We start from the raw sequence: 20,391 nt of genomic DNA on the forward strand, positions 1-20,391 counted from the left end.
CCTCCCATGCGCCTGTGCGCCCTGCGGGGCAAGCCTTGCAACCCTCGTTCGAGTAACACACATCAGAAATACGCACGGACAAAAAGACTCGCGCCGCCGATCCAGCCGGCGGACTCAAAGCCCGGATACCCCGGGTTGTTCGTCTGCAGGCCCCGCGACCCCTCAATCGGCTCGCCAGTCCGGGAGTCGACCGCGTCGGGGAACTCGTCGACCACCGGGTCCTCGCTGGAGGGGTCTTTGATGGTCTGCCTGGCGAGCAGCCAGTGGGCCTGCAGCTGGACGCCGAGCTCCAGCGTGGGAGAGGCACCGTCGCCCTCAACGCGCCAGGCGTAGCCGCCGCCGACCATCAGGCGGTCGTTGTCGACGTAGTTGGAGCGCCCGTTCTGGTCGGGGACGGGGCTCGGCGCCCACGTGAGGTCCAGGCCCAGCTCGGAGCGGCCGTGGGTCAGGCCGGCGGCCAGGGTGGGGCTCCACGTGTTGCTCCAGGGAAGCGTGGGGCGCTCTCCGTGACGGTCCAGATAGCGTGACCAGTGGGCGTACTGGAGCTGGGCGGCCAGCCGGAGCTCGGTGGTGGCGCGCAGCGTGTGGGTGAGCGAAGCGCCGGCGGTCGCCCGCCAGGGCTCGTAGTCGTAGATAAAGCGAAACCGCTGCACCACCGCGTCCTCACCCTCGGGGTAGGCCGAGGGGAAGTTCCAGAATCGCAGCCGACTCTCCCCCTCCACCACGCTGTAGCCCTCGGCGTGCACGCTGAGCGTCGCGGCGATCGTATCACTGACCTGCGCCCGTAGCCCGCCGTAGGGCGTGAGCCGCGCGTTGACCTGCACCCGGGAGTTGATCCGGCTCTCGGACTGGTCAAGGGCGTCGGGCAAAAAGATCGCGTTCTCACTGGTCGCGTCCTGCACCATCGTCGCGCCCACGCCCAGGCTCAGCCAGTCAAGCGGCCGGCTGGCCAGCGCGAGCGCAAAGTGGCTCCCCACCAGACGGTCATTGGAACGCTCAAAATAGAGCGAGTTCGAAAAAAACTGCTCGCGCTCATCGCTATAAAAAGGCACCTGCGAGGCAAACGCCTCGGTGGCCAGCGTGGCGTAAAAGCCCACCGTCAGCCGACCCTCATCGAGGATGGGCATGGTGGCTCCGAAGGTCAGATAGAGATACTCAAAATCAGGATCGACGCCGCCGCGCGGCGCCGGGATGTCGTCAGTGGCGAAGGGACGCGTGCTCAAGGGGCGACGCTGGCCATTCTCATCGAGCTCGCGTGCCTGGTAGACCTTTTTGTCAATATCGGCGCCCGGCGGACGCGCGTTGAGATCGATGCGAAGCCTCCCCGCGAGCCCAAACACCCCGACCTCGCCATGACGCGGCTGCCCCGCCAGCAGGGCCGGGTTGAAGTAGGTCGCCGAGGCCGAAGACGACCAGGTCGAGGCGCTGTGCGGGTTGAGCGAGGCGGTCGACCCCACACGTTCCCAGAGCGGTGAGGCCACCGCCGGCGTTGCCCCCAACATGGTCAAAAAAAGAACAAAAGACGCCGTAAAGCCCCTGCGTCCCGACACGCGCACCCACTTCAACATCCACTCCGTGCGCGTCGCGCAAGATCCCGAGCCTCAACCTCAGCGGCGCTGCCACGTCTGGAAGAACTCGTAATAATCCTCAAAACCGCCCAATCTCTGTACCCCTTCGACATCATCGGGGGCACCGCTGCCGCCGACCACGATGTCGAGTTTGGGGTCAGTGAGTTCGCGCAGGGTCTCCAGGAACGCCCGCGACGCCGCCGGGTTGGCGTACTGCGACATGCTCAACGCAATGCCGTCGGCGCCGGATTGCTGCGCGGCCGCCGCGATGTCTTCCACCGGGGAGTTCGCGCCGATAAATACCACGCGCTGGTTGGCCACCGCCGCGATCAGCGCCGCCATATGCAGCCCCAGGCAATGCTGCTCACCGCTCAGGGTCGCGAGGATCACCTTATTGCCCCGCGCCATATCGCTGAGCGGCCGCCAGGCCGCCGCCAGAAAGTCACGCACGCACTCGCTTGCGAAGTGTTCATGAAGCACACTGAGTCGTCCCGACGCCCAACCCTCGCCAAGCGCTACCAGGAAGGGGCCGACGCGCTCTTCGACAAAGCCAAGCGCGTTCATGCGGCTCCAATCCAGGCGCATCTGCCCTTCAAGCCGCTCGCGGTCGAGCTGACCGACGGCGTCGAGCCAGCGCTCCAGCCAACCCTCGCTCTCGGCCGAGCGCATCGACTCGCCATTGCTGCGCGAGCCCTTCTCGGCGGAAGCCGCCTCGTCCGAGTCCTGCTCATCGCTGCCGCTATGCTCAAGCAGCGCTTCGAGCTCTTCACGGCTACGCCCCTGTAGCTGAGACGGACGATAGCCCACCGCCAGCACCGACGTGATCAGGCGCAGGTGCTCGATCGTCTCCAGATCGTAGATCCGGTGGCCGGCCTCGTTTCGTCGTGAACGCGGGAAACCGTATCGGCGCTCCCAGGTACGAATCGTCTCCACAGGCACGCCGGTCGCCATCGAGAGCGCGCCGATATTTAATGTAGCTTCTTCCTCTGTGCTCATGGGACGGTCAACTCGCTAAGGTCGTGATGAACATCTTATGAACCCCTCTCATACCGAAGATGAGCACGCAATCGCAAATGTGAATAGCTTTTGAACATTCATTAACCGGGAAACCAGGCTCCGGGCGTGGTGCCCGTCGTGTGTGTCACTTCGACGCGCTCAACATCGTCACCGCCGCGCTCTTTGCCAGCAGGGATGCGACTTTTCTCGTCGTCGCCTTGTCGCCTCTAAGCCGGGTGTTTAAGTCCTGGCCAGCACGAAGTCGTGGGTGTGCAGAACCTGCGCAAGACGCGCAGCTGATCACCCGAGCATTCCACAGAGTTTTACACAAGGAGCCCCCGATGGGCATCATGGTTGACGGCGTCTGGCGTAGTGACACCTGGGTTCGCGATAACGAGGGGCATTTCCAGCGCGATCCCACCACCTTCCACCATAAGGTGGTCGACGAGCCCGGTGCGCGTTTTACGCCCGAAGCCGGCCGCTACCACCTCTACGTCTCCTACGCCTGCCCCTGGGCCCACCGCACGCTGATCGCCCGCGCGCTCCTCGGTCTTGAAGACGTGATCGAGGTCTCGGTGGTCCACCCTCACATGCTCGAAGGGGGGTGGAGCTTTGATACTGACTTCCCGGGCACCACGGGTGATCGCCTCCACGACAAAGATTTTCTGCGGGAGATCTACCTCCTGGCCGACGCGTCGTACTCCGGCCGGGTCACCGTGCCGGTGCTCTGGGACACAAAAGAAAACACGATCGTCAACAACGAGTCCCGCGAGATCATCCGGATGTTCTCGACGGCCTTCGCACCGCTGGGCACGGCCAACGTCGACCTGGCCCCGCAGGCCCTGCTGGGGGTGATCGACGAGCGCATCGACGCGATCTACGAGCCGGTCAATAACGGGGTCTACCGCTGCGGCTTCGCCACCACCCAGGAGGCTTATGAAGAGGCTCTGGGCGAGCTCTTTGATGCGCTGGGACACTGGGAGAAGCATTTGGGGGAGCATCGCTACCTGGCCGGCGACACCTTCAGTGAGGCCGACCTGTGCATGTTCACGACCCTGCTGCGCTTTGATACGGTCTACTACGGGCACTTTAAGTGCAACCTCAACCACGTCTATGAGCTGCCCAACCTCTGGAACTACCTGCTGGAGATCTACCAGATGCCCGGCGTGGCTGAGACCTGCCGCATCGACCATATTCAGCAGCATTATTATTACAGCCACGACATGATCAACCCCACCCAGGTGGTGCCCAGAGGCCCGGCGCTTAACCACCTGGAAGCCCATGATCGGGATCGCCTGGTGGGCGAGGTGGCGACGCGGGGCTGATCACACATAAACGTGCAGCTCAGCGCGCGCTCTGCATGCTGACGTAGGTCTGCCCGTCGTAGCTGTCGCGGTAGACGATCAAGGTCAGGGTGTAGCCCTCGCGACTGTAGGAGCGCACCTGGGAGACCTCGTAGGGCGCGCTGCGCTCGCGCTGCATCGCGGCCAGCCCGCGCATCACCGGCTCTAATTCCCAGCCGTAGCGTGCCATCTCCCGCTCATAGAAGCCCAGGGTGGCGTTGATGGAGTTAGGGCTGCGGTAGAGCAGCGCGTGAATGCCCGCCTCCTCCTCGGTGCCGCTAATGCGCGAGACGCGCGTGCAGCCAGTGCACACCGGCACCTTATACTCAAAAGGGTGCACGCTGCCGGGCGCGTGGTTTCGGAACTTCGACAAGTCGAGGGCCTGATCGCTCCACACCGCGGTGATCGTCGTCTTCAGCGAGCCTTCCTCCCGAAAGGCGTCGACGTAGCGCAGCGCGCGCACGGTGTCTTCGGGGGTCTTTGCGCCCCCCTGCATCTCGACGATGGCCTCCTTCCAGTCGGCCGCTCCTTGTTTTGTCTCGGCGCCGACCATCGCCATGTAGTTGCGCGTGTTCTCCACCGGTATCAGCCCCCCGCTGAAGAGCTCATCGGCGCCGGCCATCGCCTGCATGAAGGTCTCCCCGTCGTGGGTATCCTCCACGGCCACCGGCTCGCGCACGGTGTGATGCTCGATCTTGTTGACGCCTTCGCGCACAAACGCGTGCTGAAACCGCTCCAGCACCTCCCGCGGGCTCTCGGACGTGGTGGCGTGGGAGAAGTAGACGCGGTTACCGTTGTAGTCGTACTCACGCGGCGCCGACATGCCCTCCTTCTTCAACGCACGCATGAAGTTCTCGTGCTTGTTGCTCTGGCTCAAGAACACATCCCAGATGTCGGCCTGGGCCGGCTGCACCTCGGCGCGCGGACCGTCGAGCACCACCACCAGCAGCGCGATCAACGCGATGGTCGCGCCCGCCCCGCCGACCTTCAAAAGGTCCACCCACCTGGACGACTTTCCCTCCGTCGTATTCGACGCTCCCATACTCCCCTCCTCACTGCCGCGTGTGCTCTCTGCCCTCATTGGCCGGCCTCGTAGCGCGTAGCCGTCGACTGCGTCTCCGCCTCATCAAACTGGACGTTCATCATGTTATAGACCCAGCGGTAGTTATTGGTCGTCTGGGCAGCCACGTAATAGAGCCCCCACTGACCGCGGGGATCGTTGAGATCGAAGACCTCTTCGCCGCTGCCACCGCCCCCCTCACCGCTACGCGTGGGGTGCGGCGAAAGCATCGCCGAGTAGCGCGCGTAGAAGGTGGGGGTGAGGCGGCCACCGTAGAGCGAGACCTGATGGGAGGCCACGCCGTCCTGATCGCCGTAACGAATCGCGGCGAAGGCGCCGGGCACCCCGCCGGTGGCCTGCAGCACCGAGGTAAGAAGCCACTGCAACATGTTGCCGCCCGGGTTTGTCAGGTTCCCGTCGATGAGGTTGTCGTTGGTGGCGATCTGCGCGAGCACCGGCCGGCGCCCCTCACTGGTGCCGCCCAGAATGTGGCCGGTCATCTCATGGGGCGGCTTCATATGCTGCTTCAGCCGCCGGGCGGCGTCATGCGAATGCGCGTCATAATCGATCTGCCCGAGCGTCAGCACCGGGGCCAGCTCGGCATGAAACCACGCCTCGCCCCAGTGTCCCGAGGCCATCTCGGCAATATCACCGCCCAGGGCCGCAAACCCCTGCACCGAGTCCAGGTTGGTGGTCTCCGGGAGCTGGGTGCGCGGGCTCATGCGCAGCGCGTTGTTAGCCCCCTCATTATAGACCTGCGCCCACATATCGTGGGCGGCCACATGTTTGGTGGCCACGCTCTGCTGGCCCACCAGCCCCAGGTTCATCAGCCCGCCGAAGACGAGGATGAAGAAGGGCAAACACATCACCACCTCGGTCAGCGCCGCGCCCTGCTCATCTCGATGAATCGCGCCAAGCCTTTGAAAAATAAATAGATTTTGAAACCAGAAAAGTCGTTGAATGAAGATCATTTGACCACCCCCTCCATGCGTTCGGGCTCCATCGCGTCAAAGGCCGCGCGGGTAGAGAGCGCCTCAAAGAGCAGCGCCTCCAGGCTCCCTGGCGAGAGCGAATATCCGTGGGTGATGAGGTTGCTCCCGGTGGCGTCGGCGCCGTGGGCGACGAGCAAGGTGGCGAGCACCTCCCCCTGAATGTCGCGCAGCCCGCGCCAGATCGAGAAGCCCTGATGCGACTGCGCATAGGCCTCCCACTCGCCATCGAGAGCCACCGGACGCACGCGCGCCGCCCATTTCGACTCCCACAAGGAGGGAGCCTCATCGCCCTGCCAGGCGATCTCCCCGCGGCTGATAGCCCAGGTGCCCTCGCTGGCGAAGTTGAGCAGCCCGGGGTTGGAGTCCTCACCCATAAATTGATAGCGGTCGCGGTGGGTGCCGTTGCGCGCCGCATTGGGCCGGTAGGCGTACATCAACGTCGAGGAGTTCATCAGCCAGTTGTCCGTCTGAAGCTCCCAGGCCGGCCCATCGACATGAAAGCCTCCCGCGCTCCGGTAGCGATCGCGGGTGCCGTCTTTGCAACGCTCGACAAAGGAGTCAGGCATCACCGTAAGACGCTTGAGAATCGAGGGGATGTCGCTGGTGTCGATCAGAAGACCGAGCAGCCCCGCCAGATAGGTCGCCCCGTAGGCGCCGGCCTTGATGGTGGCGCCCCCCTGGGTGCAGTCGACGTTATCGAGCTGCTCAAGCACGCTGGTCGGGATGCAGCCCTCACCGAGCTCGATGGTGTGGCCGTCGACGGTGTAGGAGCCCGGGATCGTCTCGCACTCGTCGGTCTCATTGCCGTTCTCATCGACCTCGCACTCCTCGCGGGGCGGCTCGAAGGTGGAGTTGGGGTCGTTGGCCGCTTCTTCTTCCAGGGAGTCGCAGGCCGACTCCTGACTGCTGCCGCTACCGCTGCCGCCGCCCTGCCCGCCTCCACTTCCACCGACGCCGCTGCCACCGTCGCCGGCGCCATCGACACCACCGGCCGGATCTTCGTTGCCGTTGGAGCCAAGGGCGTTCTTGATCAGAAAGTCGACAAACATAAAGCGCCGGTCGGCCTGCTCGATGATGTTGCCCGGCTCAAAGCCTCCCCCGAAGATCGGCGGGGCCTCATTGGCCTTCTCGCAGAGCCCGTCCCAGCTGTGTCCGGCCGGCACCCGCACCGGGAGCTGCTGGCGGAAGGTGATGTCGGCGTCATTCTTGGGCGCCGGATAACCCACGGTCAGCGGCGCGTTGTTGGTAAAGCCCCGCCATACCCCCTGGGTCCAGCTCCAGTAAGGGGTCACGTCGGCCATGTACTGCTGGTAGTTGTTGAACGCGCGCTGCTCGGGCCCAAAGAAATTCTGAACGATGGTGTCCAGGCGCAGATAATCGCCCGCCTCCTTCGCTGTCGCACAGCTCGCGCCGACGGCGATCTCGGCCATTTTTGTACAGAGCTGGGCGACGGCTTGAGCCCCGGGTATCGCCGCGATCAGGTAGCAGGCGATCGTCAAGACCCAGGCCACCCCGGTGATCCAGGTCATCCAGCTGTAGACGGTCTCATAGGCCGCAACCATGCCGATGTTGACGCGTTTGCCGACGTTGGCAAAGGCCAGCATGTTCATGGTGCGCGCGTTGATCGCCGCCTGGCTGTAGGCCGACGCGTCGGCCGAGGCCTGCACGTGGACCTTCTCGTTGGCCACCTCGGTGGCGTCGTAGACCACCAGCCCCATCATCAAAAGAATCATCAAGCCGGCCAGACACAGAAGCGCCAGCGCCCCGCGCTGCTCCTGATGCAGACGCTGCAGCCTCGCTGAGAGCCCCGCCGACTTCACCTCTTCGCTCTTCTCCATCTCAGTCATGGACGCCCCACTCGATAAGGCTGCGCGGGCATCGTCGCCCGGTAGCTCAACGTCATGTATTTCGCGCTGCGGGTGCCCACGGTGTGGGTCTCCCCAAAAATTCCGCCCACCAGCGGCATGGCCTGGTGCAATAGAAATGAGTAGCTGACACCGACCTCCCCCCCGGTGTTGATGACCTCCTCGATCTCGGTGGCCAGGTAGGCGTGCGTGAACTTCTGGGTGGCGCGCGTGGCGTAGTTCGTCGAGCTGTCCAGCGCGCGATCAAAGGAGGTGTCGTTGGCATCGGCCGAGGGCTCCAGCGGCAGCGCGCCGATGATGGCGTCTTCGATCGAGAAGTAGCGCTCGCGCATGATCTCGCGGGCATCCAGCGCCCGCTCCGAGAGACCTCCATCGCCGCCGACGCCGAAGTATCCGGTGGTCTGGTAATTTCCAGGCGCCACCGGCGTAAAGGTCAGCGCGACCGCGATACGCGCGCGATCTTTGATCTCCGCCTCGCTGATCCCGGGCTCCGGCGCCCACACCCAGGCGGTACGCGCGGCCTGAAAGTACGCCACCTGATTGAGCACGCCGGCGATGTTGTTGATCGCCAGCTGGGCCAGCCCGAAGATCAAGAGCAGCACAATCGGGATCACGATCAGGGTCTCCGTGATCACCGTGCCCCGCGCTGCCCGCAGCGCGCGCTGCGAGGTGCGCGCCATCGGCCGCGTCCCGCTCGATGTGAAGAGCGCCCACACGATCATCAGGAGCGCCCACACACAGGCCGACAGGCCCAGCTGAATCGCCCCTCCCAGCGCGACCGCGCGCGGAACCCCCTCGTGCTGCCAGCTGGCCGCCACCAGGCGCAGCGTCAGCGGCGCGTCGGCCACCACACACGAGACCAGCCCGCACACCAGGAGCACCCCGATCAGGTGGAAGCCCCCCCGGGTCCAACGGGCGCTCCACTGCGCAGCGCTGCGCATTCGAGTCTCACCTCTCGTCACACCAACCTCCCATTCGCACACGTCCCCGGCGAACAGATCATCGCCGCCGAAGATCCCGACTCATTCATCGATGGCACCTCATGTGTGCAAAGCTTGTTCCAGAGCGTCGGGCACGCGCCAACTCGCGAACTTAGCCCGACCGGGCTGTGACAGGCTGGCACGCCGTGGTCAGTCCCTGCCTCACGCCCCTTCGCGGGGGACGTGCCTCACGGCGCTTCGGGAGGGCCGGGAGGCGAATTGTTGCTCCGGACGCAAGATCGCGGCGCAGCGCGCGATAACAGACGTGCGCTCACGCGCCATCGCCCCGGCGCGTTGTGAAGCACCGTCGTTCGCAACCGGCCGGAACTGACTTCGAGATCTTTGCAGGGAGATGACCATGGTCACCCGTGTGCATTCTGCGACTTTGCTGGGCGTCGACGCCTCGCTGGTCGATATCGAGATCGACTTCGCCGTAGGACTTCCGGCCTTCCACCTGGTGGGGCTTCCCGATAACGCCATCCGCGAGAGCCGCCTGCGGGTGCAGGCGGCCATTGAGAACCTCACCCTGGAGTTTCCCGTGGATCGGCGCGTCACCGTCAACCTGGCGCCGGCCAACATCCGCAAAGATGGCACCGCCTTTGATCTTCCCATCGCGCTGGCGATCTTGCGCGCCCAGGGGGTGATCCCGCCCGTGGCGAGCGCGCCGCGGCTGGGCGATTATCTGGTGGCCGGCGAGCTCGCGCTCGATGGGCGTCTGCGCCCGATCCGCGGGGCGCTGGCCATGGCGATCCTCGCGCGCGACATGGGTCTTCAGGGGGTGATGATCCCCCGGGAAAACGCCGCCGAGGCCGCCGTCGTCGAGGGCGTCGAGGTGCTGGGGTTTGAGCATCTTTCGGAAGTTGTGGCGCTGATGCAGGCCCGCAAGACGGCCGAGCCCTTTGAGCGCCAGCCGATGCCCCGGCCGGGGTTGCGCCGGGTGGGCGACGTGGATTTCTCGCAGGTCAGCGGGCAGCTCCCGGCCAAGCGCGCCCTGGAGGTCGCCGCCGCCGGCGCGCATAACGTCTTGATGATCGGGCCTCCCGGCTCCGGAAAAAGCATGCTGGCGAGGCGGCTGGCCACGATCCTGCCGGAGATGAGCTTTGAGGAGGCGCTGGAGACCACCAAGATCTACAGCGTCACCGGCCGGCTCCCCCCGCAGACCCCCTGGATCTCGGAGCGCCCCTTTCGCGCTCCGCACCACACCATCAGCGAAGTTGGCCTGGTGGGCGGGGGATCGGGCATCCCGCGGCCGGGAGAGTTGAGCATGGCGCATAACGGGGTGCTCTTTCTCGACGAGCTCCCGGAGTTTCGGCGCAACTCGCTCGAGACGCTGCGCCAGCCTCTGGAGAACCGCCAGGTCACGCTCACGCGCAGCCTGCTCAGCCTGACCTACCCGGCCGATGTGATGCTGGTGGCGGCGATGAACCCGTGTCGCTGCGGGCATTTTGGCAACAACGCCCGGCGATGCTCCTGCTCCATCGACGAGATCAAACGCTACCGCTCGCGTTTAAGCGGCCCGCTCCTCGATCGCATCGACATTCATATCGAGGTGCCGGCGGTGCCTTATGAGGAGCTGCGCCGCGCGCGACCCTCGGAGCCCTCGGCGGCGATCCGCCAGCGGGTCCAGCGCGCGCGCGACCGTCAGCGCGAGCGCCTGCAGAGCTGCGGACGCCACGCCAACAGCCAGATGGGGCCGGACCAACTTCGTCGCCACTGCGCCCTGACCGACGACTGCCACGAGATGCTCGCCAGGGTCGTCGATCGGCTGGGGCTGAGCGCCCGAAGTTGCGATCGCATGCTCAAGGTGGCCCGCACCATCGCCGATCTCGACCAGGCCCCGGACATCACCCAGGCGCATCTGGCCGAGGCGATCCATTACCGCTCGCTGGACCGCCCTCTGGACGCTCAGCTGGCGTCGTAGGCCAGGCGAAAGCCGATGCCCGCGGAGCGGGCATCGGCCAACACGCGCATGCGGCTGGCCAGACGGCAGGCGCGCTGATCCATGTTCCAGCCGCCGCCGCGCACGGCGCGATCGTCGCCGTCATTCGGATCGGCCGCGCACCACTCCTGGACCCCGCCGCTCAAATCGCGCACCCCGTACGGGGAGGTATCGTCGACGAAGGTGCCTACCGGCTCAGGCTGGCTGAACTCCTGGCGAGAGTAGCGCATCTTGCAGAACGTGGCGTCGAAGTGGTTTCCCCAGGGAAAGAAACGCGCGTCGACGCCGCGGCCGGCCTTCTCCCACTCGTCCTGGCGAAGCAGCCGGTAGTGGCGGCCGTCGCGCTGGCTGCGCCAGGTGCAGTAGGCCCGGGCGTCGTGCGCGCTGATGCCCACCGCCGGAAGGTCGAGTTCATGGCCCACACCCTCGGCGTAGCGCTCGCGCATCGGCCCCTCAATGAGGATCGGCGAGGGGGCCCAGCGCCCGGTGGTCGCATCGAAGATCGCAAGCTCACCGTCGTCAGCGCGGGTCTTCGGGGCGTGACGTCGGGCCTGCTCCAGCTCGCTCTGGCTGAGCTCATCGAGCCACTCCAGATACTCGCGAAACGTGACCGGGAAACGCGCGCAGAAGAACGAGGCGACCTCCACCTGGCGCGCCGGGCAGGGGTTAAACGCCTCCGGATCGCCTCCCAGGGTGCAGCGCCCGCCGGCGACGTACACAAAGCCCGCGGAGACCTCATGGTCGGCGGGAAGATCCACGCGAAACTCCGCGCGCGTCATGCCCACCTCCACATGAAGGGGCGCGCGCACCGGGGCTGAGCCGCTGCGCTGCACCACCATCATGTAGCTGCCGGCGTCCAGCGACTCGAGGTGCGCCGGCGATCGACCCAGCTGGCGGGCATCGGCGACCACCATCCGGCGGTCGATCTCCTGGTAGGGAAAGAGCGTGATCTCCGCACCGGGCGGACGCGTCGTGAGCACCACCTCGCAGTGGCGTGAGAAGCGTGCAGCGAAGTCCTCGCCGCCGTACTCCCGCACCATCGCCTCGTAATAGACCATATCGGCGACGTCCTGGCGCTGGCGTGAGGCCAGGTAGCGCTCCCAGCAGAGCTCGGCCATCCCGCTGCGTGCCTCGGCCTGCTCCGGGACGAGCAGCAGAACTTCCTGAAAGGCGGCCACCGCCTCACCAAAGATCTGCGCGCTCTCGCGCTGAAGCTCCTGGCGTCGGTCATCGAGCTCCCAGAGCGCACGTTTGCGCTCGATCGACTCCCAGGGCTCGATCTGCCCGCTGAGGCCATCGATCTCGTCGCCCAGCGCCTCGGCCCGCGAGAGCGCCTCCCGGTACGCCTGGAGCAGAGCCTCTCCGCGCGCCACGCTGGCCTGAATCTGCACCGGACCACTCCCGCTAATCGCGGTGTCGAGCGCCTCGTAAAAGTCGCGCGCCGAGGCGAACCGCTCCTCGCGCTCCCTGGCCAGCGCCCGCAGACACACCGCCTCAACCGCCTCGCTGAACGCCCACAACGCCTCCCCTCGTTGCGAGGGAGGCACAAGCTCGCCCTCGACCACCAACCACATCGTCGCACGGGCGTCGTCGCCCTCGAAGGGCACCTCCAGAGTGAGGATCTCGTAGAGCAGCGCCCCCAGACCGTAGACATCACTGCGGGCGTCGACCTCATCCAGGCGGCCCTGAGCCTGCTCCGGAGACATGTAGGAGGGGGTGCCCAGAGTGTGACCCTGTCCGGGCCCGTCATCCGGCCCCAGATCCGTATGCACCCGGTTTCCGCTGACGTGGGCGATACCCCAGTCCATCACCAGCACCTCGCCATACTCACCGAGCATGATGTTGGAGGGCTTGAGATCGCGGTGCACCACCCCGCGCACATGCGCATAATGAATGGCCTGGGCGACCTGCCGCAGGATGCCCAGCAGCCGGGAGAGCGAATACTCGCGAAGGTAGACCTCATCGCGCCCACGCAACCCCTCGATCACCTCGGCCAGGGAGTGATGGTTGACGCGCCGCATGGTGTAATAAACACGACCGTCATCGAGGACGCCCACATCGTAGATGGGCATGATGTTGGGGTGCTCCAGCTGGCCTGTGATCTGCGCCTCGGCCAGGAAACGCGCGACCGCCCGGGCATCATGGCGCGCGGAGGGGCGCGCGATCTTCATGGCCACCACTCGCCCCAGCACGCGGTCGTGGGCCGAGAGCACGCTGCCGCCCCCGCCGGTGCCCAGCGCCGCGCCCAGCTCGTAGCGCGCCTGCCCGCTGAGCATCTCCCCGGCGCTCAACGCCGGCTGGTAGACATCGGTACTCTCAAAGGCGAAATGACGTCCGGTCTCCTCCCCGCCTCGCCAGCCGGGCCGTGCCCAGGCCGCCGCCACGCCTCCGGGCAGGGTAGGGTTGGCGTCCACAGCCACCTCCGTGCTCGTCTCCAACCCCAGCCCCTCCGGGGGCTCCTCTGCCCCGGCGGTCGGCTCCTGACCAATTCCTTCCGCGGGGGCTTCCCGCTGCCCCAACTCAATCCGCGCGGTCACCGCTTCATCAGCCTTATAAAAGCCGGCCGCTCTTTCGCGGCCTTTGCCCTCAAAGAAGGCCGTCTCTGCGCGCTCAAACCCCTCCTCATAGCCCAGGCTGCGCAGAACCTCCTCCAGCCCCTGACGTTCCAACCACCCCTGACTCACCCAGTGTTCGGGTGCGGGCATCTTCCCCTCATCGGCCAGGCGGCCCAGCTCATAAAGACTGCGCGAGACGGTCTCAAAATCGACCAGCCTGCGCTCCAGCGCCACGCGCGCAATCTGTTGATGCACTTTCCAATCCAACTCAAACCCCTTGACTTTGCGTTCCCCCGGACGACCTTCGCCACGCGGTGCCTCTCAGGCCCACTTGATGTTAACATCGCTTAACGTTTCGCCAAACGTTCTCCTGCGTTGCCCGCCATTGACTTTCCGCAGGCGAGAAGTATCTTTTCCCACCTGTAGTCGACGTGCGATGAACTTCTGTATAACACCTTCACGCGTCGTCGCGTCCTGTGATCTGAACTGGCTCTATGTTTAGGAGGAATTCCATGTTCATCCGTTTTGCCGCTAAAGCTATGTCCATCGCCATGCTCGTCAGCCTTATGGCCTTCACCGCGGCCTGCGGTGGCGGCGACACCGTGCCTGACGACTCGGCGGCGCAGTCCTCGAACGCTCCCGAAAGCCGCTCGGTGGTGCTCTACCAGTTCCGCTACAACCCGAGCAGCCTCACCATTCCGGCCGGCACCACGGTGACCTTCAAGAACCGCGATCCGGAGCGCCACAACATCAACATCGCCGCGCTCAACGTCGACCAGAACCTCGACGCCAACCAGGAGTGGTCTTATACCTTTGATACCACCGGCGAATTCGCCGTCTCCAACCGCTTCGACGACCGCATGCAGCTGACGGTTATCGTGCAGTAAGCCGCGAGCTCAGGCACGCGCTTAAAGAGCGCTCACCGCCTGCGCGGTGGGCGCTCTTTTTTTTCACCGCCCGAAAACCCGCCGGCGGCACCTTGAACACGGACGCATCGGCACCACCATCACAGGGGGGGAGAGAGCATGGACGACGCGTCGCCAGATCAAACTGTAATGGCCCACTTCTACCGCGCCAGCGTGATGCATGCCGACGTCTGGCGCCAGCGCCTGGACGCCACGACCAACTGGGCGATCGTCACCAACGCGGCGATGCTCTCCTTTACCCTCTCCCAGCCCGACACCCCGCACTTTATCGTCTTGCTGCTGATCGGGGTGAACTTCCTGCTGCTGATCATGGAGAGCCGGCGCTATCAGCTCTACGATCTATGGCGACGACGCATACGCTGCCTGGATCGTTACTTCATCGCCGCCCAGCTTGCCCCCGGGCATGGCCCCTCTCCCGAACACGCGCGGCGCGAGCTTAAATCCCTGGCCGACGACCTGGGCCACTCCTACCCCCAGCTCAGCCTGATCGACGCGCTGGGCTACCGGCTGCGCCGAAACTACGGCTACATCCAGCTCATCGCCCTGGGTACCTGGTGCCTTAAGCTCTTCATTCACCCCACGCCCGTCTCCAGCGCGGAGTACTTCGTGCGCCGCGCCCACATCGGCTACATTAGCGGGCCGATGACCATGACGATGGTCATCTCGCTGACCCTCTTCGTGATCTTCGTAGCGCTGCGTGCTCCCTCCGAACAGATGGTCGCCTGGCAACAGCTCCCCTCCCCGATTGAGCGCCTCTTTCGCCTGCCGATCTTTCATCGACGCATGGCGCTCGATGAAGAAGAGAACTTCCACCGCCACGATCCCAAACACTGAGAGCGCTCCCGAAACGAGAAGAGCCCGGCCGATGAGGCCGGGCTCTCTGCGCATACGCGTCGGCGACCCGCGATGCAGGTCACCTCAACACACTCAGTTCGTCAGCTCTTCGGCCCAGCGACGGCGCAGCTCCTGGACCGAGTCCCGAAGCTGATCAAAACCCTCGGCCACCCAGAAGATCGGCTGGTAGATGTCGATGCGGAAGGGCGTCGAGATCACCTCATCGAGATCAAAAGGGCGAATCTCCGGGCCGCCGTCAAAGACGTTGTCGGCCTCACCAAAAGACGACATCAGCCCCGAGCCATAGAGTTTGACCTGACCGGCCTCTTCCACCAGCCCGAACTCCACGGTGTACCACCACAGGCGCGCCATCGCGTCGAACTTATCGCGATCGTCGAGCTCGGTTACCAGCTGACCGTACTCCTGCACAAAGTCCGCAAAGACCGGGTCGGTGTGCATCGGCACATGCCCGAAGACGTCGTGAAAAATATCCGGTTCCTGAAGGTACTCCAGCCGATCCATCGGGCGGATCTCCAGAGTCGAGGGGAACTGCCGTTTGGCCATCGAGCCAAAGAACATCTCGGCGGGGATAAACCCGTTGACCGCACGCAGCTCCCAGCGGGTGAGCGGGCGCAGGTTGGCGTTGAGCTCGTCAAAGAGCGGTACGCGATCGAGGGGCATCTTCAGCTTTTCCACCCCATCGAGCCACGCCTCACAGGCGGTCTCGGGGAGCTTCGCCATACGCCGCTCGCAGAGCAGCTTCCAGACCGCGTTCTCTTCCTCGCTGTAGGTGCGGCCCTCGTGCGAGATAAACCCCGCACCGTCCATTTTAAGGCCAGCGAGCTCCTGCTCCTGTGCTGCACGTTCCATGATGGCTCCTCGTGTTGGCAGTGTGTCGACGTGATCGGGATCTTATCGCAAAAACTCCGCCGCGCGCCTATCCCAACTTCGGTGGAACTTAAGGGGCCCAGGGCGGCGAGAGAATCGGGCGGCGCTCGCGCGCCTGCTGGGTGCGCTGCAGCTCGATCTCGGTGGTCAGAATCGCCGGCGCCACGGTGGACACCGGCACGTACCCGCTCTCCGCGCCACAATACCCGTTAAAGATCCCCGTCTCCTGAGAGGCCGCGACGATCTTGTTGATGCTCGAGAGCGGCGTGCCCACGAGTTCCACCCCGCGCACAAGCTCCTGCTCGCCCGTCTCGGCGTCGATGCGGTAGATCATACGCGGTACACCTTTAAACGCCTGATAGCCGTAGCCAAGCGTATTGGTCGATCCGCCGGTGATATCTTGAATCAACAGGCCGTAGGGTTTGCCCTGCCGGCGCACCTCGTCGAGCAGCCGCTCGCGCAGCTCCTCAAAGCTCACCTGAGCCTCCTCGGTGGCCTCCACCACCAGGTTGGCCATGCGCGCCCGCGGCACGTTCACTCCCTGAGCGCGGCCGTGGCCGTTGGAACTGTCGACGCCCTCAATCGGCGTGCGGCTCATCAAAAATCCGCGGAGCACGCCCTCTTCAATCAACTCGGCGCGCTGCGCCGGGACGCCCTCATCGTCGTGGGTGTAGTAGCCGTTGAGCTGCACACCGTTGACCTCCGAGAGGAGCGGGTCGTCGTACACCGAGATAAACTCCGGCAACACAACCTTGCCTACGCGCCCCTGGAAGGTGCGCCCTTCCTGCTCATCGCGCTGGCGCTCGCCCTCCAGACGATGGCCGACCGCTTCATGAAAAAGCACCCCGGTGGCTTCCGGAGCGAGGATCGCCGGGCCGGTGTAGGGGTCGATCACCTCGGCCTCACGCAGCAGGCGCAACTCCTCGATCATCTCGGCCACAGCCGACTCCACGACCTCCCAGCTCGGTAGCGCATGAAGATCCCGGGCGTAAAAAAGTCGACTATTCTCCAGCAACATCCCGTCATCGGCGCGGGTGTAGGCCTGCGCCTGAATGGTGTAGAGGCGCTGCTCATCGACCACCTCGCTGCCCTCGCTGTTGACCAGGTAGCGCACCACACGCTGCGCGGAGACCTCCATCGACGCGTCAAGCAAAAAGGTATGCGCCTTGAGCTCGCCGGTGATACGGCGCACCTGCTCGCGCCAGGCCGCCTCATCGAGCTCCAGCGGCAGCGAGGGGCCGCGATGACTCACGGGCTCTTCGCGCGAGAAGCTGGGAACCTCGACCTCTTCTTCAGCCTCGTAGACCGCGCCGCCCCGCTTGGTCAGGTAGTCGCTCAAGGCCTTTTTGTACGTCTCGTCGGTGAGCAGCCAGAGGGCGCCTCGGAGCGCCTCACCATCATCGAGCGGAACCAGCACATCGGCCCGGAAGTTGGCCATGCGGTAGCTCTCCGCGTCGATGTTGGCGAAGTTGTCGAAGTCATACGAGCCCACCCGGCTCTCGACATAGGCGTAGCGCTGGCGGCTGTGCGAGTCGGTCGTCAGCGCGCCGAACTTGCCACCGATGGTCACCGACTCGTCGTCCTTGAGCTGGTAGGAGAGAAAGTAGGGGCCCTCGTAATCGTCCAGGCGCAGCCGCTCCATCGAGCGCTCAAGCTCGGCATTGAGCGTGCTCACGACCGCCTCACGCTCCGAGCCATCCGGGCCGGTCAACACCACCGCAGAGGGCTCACTCGCCGTCGGAGCGGCCGCACAGCCGACCATCGCCACCATCATCCCGGCCAACAGCCTTCCGCTGACCCTGCCCATCAACCCTGCGCTCATGCACTGCCTTTTTGACGTGTGAAGCGCCCTCATCGGGCGCGCTGTTCAACCACCTCTCGCCATCGCCGGAGGTGGTCCCATCCCTGGTAAGACTCGATGCTCGCGCCCCTCGGAGCGCTGAGTCTTTATGGTATTGCTCAATGCACCTGACGAATCTGCTGCACGGTCGCGGGATCATCCGCTTCAAGCTCCCGGATGTACTCGGCGGTCCAGGGGCCCTTGCCGCGGCGATCGTCGCCGTAGCCCCACTCCCCGTCGAGTCGCACCGTCTGGCCGTCGTCGACGAGCAAAAAGTAGCCCTGTCCGCGCATCGTCGCGCGCGCCTGGGTGCGGTCGCCGGGCTCCTCCCAGTCAAAGAGCAGGCGGTTGCCCTTGAGTTCACCCTCGATCGTGCCGCCGCTCCCATAGGAGTAGACGCCGGTGACGCGCTCGCCAACCTGCTCCAGGTACATGTGCTCAAACTGCTGAGAGTACCACAGCCCGGAGTAGCTCCGGCCCTCGGGCATCGGATCCGACCCCGGCACTCCGGGTGCGCTCGCGCAACCGCTCAACACCCACGCCAGACTCACCGCCACCATCCATACCGCTCGCCATCGCATCATTTCACCTCGTTCGTCGCAGCGTCGACCTCCGCCTGGTCGGGACGCTCGATGTACTCGCGTCCCAACGCGCGGCGCACCGCCGCGGGGGCCTTCTCCAATAGGTCCGATAGTATAGCGCAGACCCGCTCGCTTTCCAGGAGCAGCCCCCACTCCTCGGCGCTCAGGTAGCTGACGCGTTCTCCGCGTTGCTCCAGAAACTCCAGGCGCACCACCACCTGCTCCCCCTCGCGCTCCACCGCCTCCAGGCGCACCTGGTCGGGCTGGCCCAGCCGAAGCAAATCGCGCTCCAGGCTGCGCAGATGCCGGTACAGGCGCAGCGCGCGCTTGACCCGGGGATCCTGATAAGCCTCGAAGTTGCGATTGCGGCTGAAGGCCACATCGTCGTCGCGAAGCAGGCGACGTACGATCTTAAAGGTCAAATCCATCGGGGCGCGTCCTCCTCGTAAGCGGGCGTCGGGCCGGGTGGCCCGCACTGCCACAACCGGCGGCCCCCTGCGGACCATTCCACCGGCCCGCCTTCACGCCACGCCAACGCTGCGCCCCGGCGCTCAACCCCAGACCCGGATCTCATTGAGCCCGTTGGACTCCTGAAAACGCCCCAGACGCGCAATGAGCTCATCGGTAATGATCATATCGCGAGGCGCCACCGGGATGCCCTGGGCGGTCTCCAGCGGACGCGCCAGCACCATGCCCGGGCGCAGCTCATCAAAGCGCACCACCACCTCTTTGGTGCGCGCGGTGGCCATCTCCCGGGCCACCATGTCGCCAAAACGCCGCACCAGCGCCGGATCAAAGGCGCCGTCGGCCGCCCCCTCCTTCAGAAGCCTCAAGCCCCGCTCCACCGCGCCGGCCACCTCGGTGCGCTCGCTGCCGCGCAGCCCGGTACGCACCCGCTCAAACGTGCTGCAGATGCCCAGAATCTGACACCCGCGCACAAACGCCTCCCCGTAGGCCTGTCCGGTGGCCGGATCGATCTGTTCGGCACCAAAGCTCGGATCATCGTGGCGGCGCAGGTAATGCAGGATCATCCGCCCCGGCTCCCGCAGCGCGGGCACGTGGTGGATCGCCTGCTGACCGAGCACCGTATGAAACTCCCAGCTGGCCTTGGCCTCTTCGTCGAGCTCCTCGACCGGTTTCTCGAAGACGCGCGGCGGCGCGTTGATAAGACCTATCCAGTGCAAGAGCGTGGCCCGCTCGATCTCTTTACACTCGTCTTCGGAAAGCTCCAGCATCTCGCAGAACATCCGCACGCGCTCCGCGGTCCGCTGGCAGTGCTCGATAACGTGCACCTCGCCAAGCTCCATGATGGAGACCAGCGCCTTGATCGTCGCGTCGAAGCTCCCCTGAAGCTCGCGGTAGAGACGCTCGATCTCCTCCTGACGACTGACCACCTCGCGGGTGCGCTCCTCGACGCGACGCTCCAGATCTTCGTTGAGATCGCTGAGCTCGGCGTTCAGCGCGCTGAGCTGCTGGTTCTGCCCGCGGATATGCTCTTCGTAGCGCACCTTCGAGATCAAAAGCTCGTGATGCTCGATCGCCAGCCCCACGATCTTCAAAAACTCGTCGTGGTCCCAGGGCTTGGTGATAAAGCGAAAGACCTCCCCCTGGTTGATCGCCTCAATGGCGGTGGCCACGTCATTGTTGCCGGTGAGCATGATGCGCACCGTGTAGGGTGACTTCTTGCGCACGTAATTGAGCAGCGCCGCCCCGCTTAACCCGGGCATGCGCTGATCGCTGATGATCACCGCGATGTTGTGCTCGCGAAAGAGCTCCACGGCGTCGGCTCCGCTGGGCGCGGTGAGCACGTGGTAGCCCTGCCCCAGAAAGAGGCGCTGAACGGCTTTGAGGATGTGCGTCTCGTCGTCGACGATGAGCACTTTGTAGGGCTCGCGCTGCCCCTCGGTGTCCTGCTGGAGGTCGGTGGGTTCTTGTCCCAGACCGTTCCCTCGTTCATCCCCCTGTGATGCCACTGGCGTTCGCTGAATGGTCCGCGTCATAAGTCTGACTTCTCGCGCTGAACG

At 65.1% G+C, this 20,391-nt stretch carries 16 protein-coding genes; 4 read left to right on the top strand and 12 right to left on the bottom strand.

All coding sequences use genetic code 11. From position 1 onward, the window contains the following. Positions 1-62: 62 nt before the first annotated feature. Complete coding sequence (locus tag FRC96_RS15430; RefSeq protein WP_146975720.1) at positions 63-1,568, bottom strand: hypothetical protein; 1,506 nt, start codon at positions 1,566-1,568, stop codon at positions 63-65. 39 nt (positions 1,569-1,607) lie between these two features. Further along, positions 1,608-2,564, bottom strand: coding sequence for a MerR family transcriptional regulator (locus tag FRC96_RS15435; protein WP_146975721.1), 957 nt, complete (start codon positions 2,562-2,564; stop codon positions 1,608-1,610). Between the two features lie 341 nt (positions 2,565-2,905). Between FRC96_RS15435 and FRC96_RS15440 the strand changes: the two genes are divergently transcribed. Next, positions 2,906-3,889, top strand: coding sequence for a glutathione S-transferase family protein (locus tag FRC96_RS15440; protein ID WP_146975723.1), 984 nt, complete (start codon positions 2,906-2,908; stop codon positions 3,887-3,889). A 19-nt stretch (positions 3,890-3,908) separates the two neighbouring features. Here the strand turns inward: FRC96_RS15440 and FRC96_RS15445 are convergent, their stop codons facing one another. From FRC96_RS15445 to FRC96_RS15460, 4 genes are read right to left on the bottom strand one after another with little or no spacing between them, the layout of a single operon-like run. Beyond that, positions 3,909-4,949, bottom strand: a complete 1,041-nt coding sequence (locus FRC96_RS15445; RefSeq protein ID WP_146975725.1) for a hypothetical protein — start codon at positions 4,947-4,949, stop codon at positions 3,909-3,911. A 35-nt stretch (positions 4,950-4,984) separates the two neighbouring features. Next, positions 4,985-5,938, bottom strand: coding sequence for a TadE/TadG family type IV pilus assembly protein (locus FRC96_RS15450; protein WP_146975727.1), 954 nt, complete (start codon positions 5,936-5,938; stop codon positions 4,985-4,987). After that, the gene (locus tag FRC96_RS15455; protein WP_146975728.1) at positions 5,935-7,806 is read right to left on the bottom strand and encodes a pilus assembly protein TadG-related protein; all 1,872 of its coding nucleotides are present in this window, start codon (positions 7,804-7,806) and stop codon (positions 5,935-5,937) included. Before FRC96_RS15455 ends, FRC96_RS15450 begins: the two co-directional genes overlap by 4 nt. Continuing rightward, on the bottom strand, positions 7,803-8,765 hold the full coding sequence (locus FRC96_RS15460; protein ID WP_146975730.1) for a hypothetical protein: 963 nt from the start codon (positions 8,763-8,765) through the stop codon (positions 7,803-7,805). Before FRC96_RS15460 ends, FRC96_RS15455 begins: the two co-directional genes overlap by 4 nt. Positions 8,766-9,162: 397 nt before the next feature. Between FRC96_RS15460 and FRC96_RS15465 the strand changes: the two genes are divergently transcribed. Beyond that, positions 9,163-10,725: a YifB family Mg chelatase-like AAA ATPase gene (locus FRC96_RS15465; RefSeq protein WP_146975732.1), complete on the top strand. Its 1,563-nt coding sequence runs from the start codon at positions 9,163-9,165 to the stop codon at positions 10,723-10,725. On the opposite strand, the gene FRC96_RS15470 is transcribed toward FRC96_RS15465, so the two are convergent. Further along, positions 10,710-13,553: a bifunctional serine/threonine-protein kinase/formylglycine-generating enzyme family protein gene (locus FRC96_RS15470; protein ID WP_146975734.1), complete on the bottom strand. Its 2,844-nt coding sequence runs from the start codon at positions 13,551-13,553 to the stop codon at positions 10,710-10,712. The genes FRC96_RS15465 and FRC96_RS15470 overlap by 16 nt on opposite strands. A gap of 257 nt (positions 13,554-13,810) precedes the next feature. Here FRC96_RS15470 and FRC96_RS15475 point away from each other — a divergent pair, with 257 nt between their 5' ends. After that, positions 13,811-14,185 carry a cupredoxin domain-containing protein gene (locus FRC96_RS15475; RefSeq protein ID WP_230470311.1) on the top strand — a complete coding sequence of 125 codons (375 nt, stop codon included), beginning with the start codon at positions 13,811-13,813 and terminating at the stop codon, positions 14,183-14,185. A gap of 138 nt (positions 14,186-14,323) precedes the next feature. Continuing rightward, positions 14,324-15,058, top strand: a complete 735-nt coding sequence (locus tag FRC96_RS15480) for a DUF2270 domain-containing protein (RefSeq protein WP_146975737.1) — start codon at positions 14,324-14,326, stop codon at positions 15,056-15,058. A 93-nt stretch (positions 15,059-15,151) separates the two neighbouring features. Here the strand turns inward: FRC96_RS15480 and FRC96_RS15485 are convergent, their stop codons facing one another. The 5 genes from FRC96_RS15485 to FRC96_RS15505 all read right to left on the bottom strand — a co-directional run bounded on the left by FRC96_RS15485 (position 15,152) and on the right by FRC96_RS15505 (position 20,367). Then, positions 15,152-15,928, bottom strand: coding sequence for a phenylalanine 4-monooxygenase (locus FRC96_RS15485; protein WP_146975739.1), 777 nt, complete (start codon positions 15,926-15,928; stop codon positions 15,152-15,154). A gap of 88 nt (positions 15,929-16,016) precedes the next feature. After that, positions 16,017-17,768 (bottom strand): TldD/PmbA family protein, encoded by a 1,752-nt coding sequence (locus FRC96_RS15490; protein ID WP_230470312.1) that lies wholly within the window; start codon positions 17,766-17,768, stop codon positions 16,017-16,019. A 137-nt stretch (positions 17,769-17,905) separates the two neighbouring features. Further along, a complete protein-coding gene (locus FRC96_RS15495) occupies positions 17,906-18,370 on the bottom strand; it encodes a hypothetical protein (protein WP_146975741.1) in 465 nt (154 codons plus the stop codon). Beyond that, the gene (locus tag FRC96_RS15500; RefSeq protein WP_146975743.1) at positions 18,367-18,795 is read right to left on the bottom strand and encodes a hypothetical protein; all 429 of its coding nucleotides are present in this window, start codon (positions 18,793-18,795) and stop codon (positions 18,367-18,369) included. Before FRC96_RS15500 ends, FRC96_RS15495 begins: the two co-directional genes overlap by 4 nt. A gap of 123 nt (positions 18,796-18,918) precedes the next feature. Further along, positions 18,919-20,367: a response regulator gene (locus tag FRC96_RS15505; RefSeq protein ID WP_146975744.1), complete on the bottom strand. Its 1,449-nt coding sequence runs from the start codon at positions 20,365-20,367 to the stop codon at positions 18,919-18,921. Positions 20,368-20,391 lie beyond the last annotated feature (24 nt).

It is taken from the genome of Lujinxingia vulgaris, from assembly GCF_007997005.1.
Taxonomy (GTDB): Bacteria; Myxococcota_A; Bradymonadia; order Bradymonadales; family Bradymonadaceae; genus Lujinxingia.

Coding starts and splice junctions, on each gene's coding strand:
- FRC96_RS15465 (WP_146975732.1), top strand. CDS start 9,163: ATGGTCACCCGTGTGCATTCTGCGACTTTGCTGGGCGTCGACGCCTCG.
- FRC96_RS15475 (WP_230470311.1), top strand. CDS start 13,811: ATGTTCATCCGTTTTGCCGCTAAAGCTATGTCCATCGCCATGCTCGTC.
- FRC96_RS15490 (WP_230470312.1), bottom strand. CDS start 17,768: ATGAGCGCAGGGTTGATGGGCAGGGTCAGCGGAAGGCTGTTGGCCGGG.
- FRC96_RS15485 (WP_146975739.1), bottom strand. CDS start 15,928: ATGGAACGTGCAGCACAGGAGCAGGAGCTCGCTGGCCTTAAAATGGAC.
- FRC96_RS15450 (WP_146975727.1), bottom strand. CDS start 5,938: ATGATCTTCATTCAACGACTTTTCTGGTTTCAAAATCTATTTATTTTT.
- FRC96_RS15435 (WP_146975721.1), bottom strand. CDS start 2,564: ATGAGCACAGAGGAAGAAGCTACATTAAATATCGGCGCGCTCTCGATG.
- FRC96_RS15430 (WP_146975720.1), bottom strand. CDS start 1,568: ATGTTGAAGTGGGTGCGCGTGTCGGGACGCAGGGGCTTTACGGCGTCT.
- FRC96_RS15440 (WP_146975723.1), top strand. CDS start 2,906: ATGGGCATCATGGTTGACGGCGTCTGGCGTAGTGACACCTGGGTTCGC.
- FRC96_RS15505 (WP_146975744.1), bottom strand. CDS start 20,367: ATGACGCGGACCATTCAGCGAACGCCAGTGGCATCACAGGGGGATGAA.
- FRC96_RS15445 (WP_146975725.1), bottom strand. CDS start 4,949: ATGGGAGCGTCGAATACGACGGAGGGAAAGTCGTCCAGGTGGGTGGAC.
- FRC96_RS15455 (WP_146975728.1), bottom strand. CDS start 7,806: ATGACTGAGATGGAGAAGAGCGAAGAGGTGAAGTCGGCGGGGCTCTCA.
- FRC96_RS15495 (WP_146975741.1), bottom strand. CDS start 18,370: ATGATGCGATGGCGAGCGGTATGGATGGTGGCGGTGAGTCTGGCGTGG.
- FRC96_RS15500 (WP_146975743.1), bottom strand. CDS start 18,795: ATGGATTTGACCTTTAAGATCGTACGTCGCCTGCTTCGCGACGACGAT.
- FRC96_RS15460 (WP_146975730.1), bottom strand. CDS start 8,765: ATGCGCAGCGCTGCGCAGTGGAGCGCCCGTTGGACCCGGGGGGGCTTC.
- FRC96_RS15480 (WP_146975737.1), top strand. CDS start 14,324: ATGGACGACGCGTCGCCAGATCAAACTGTAATGGCCCACTTCTACCGC.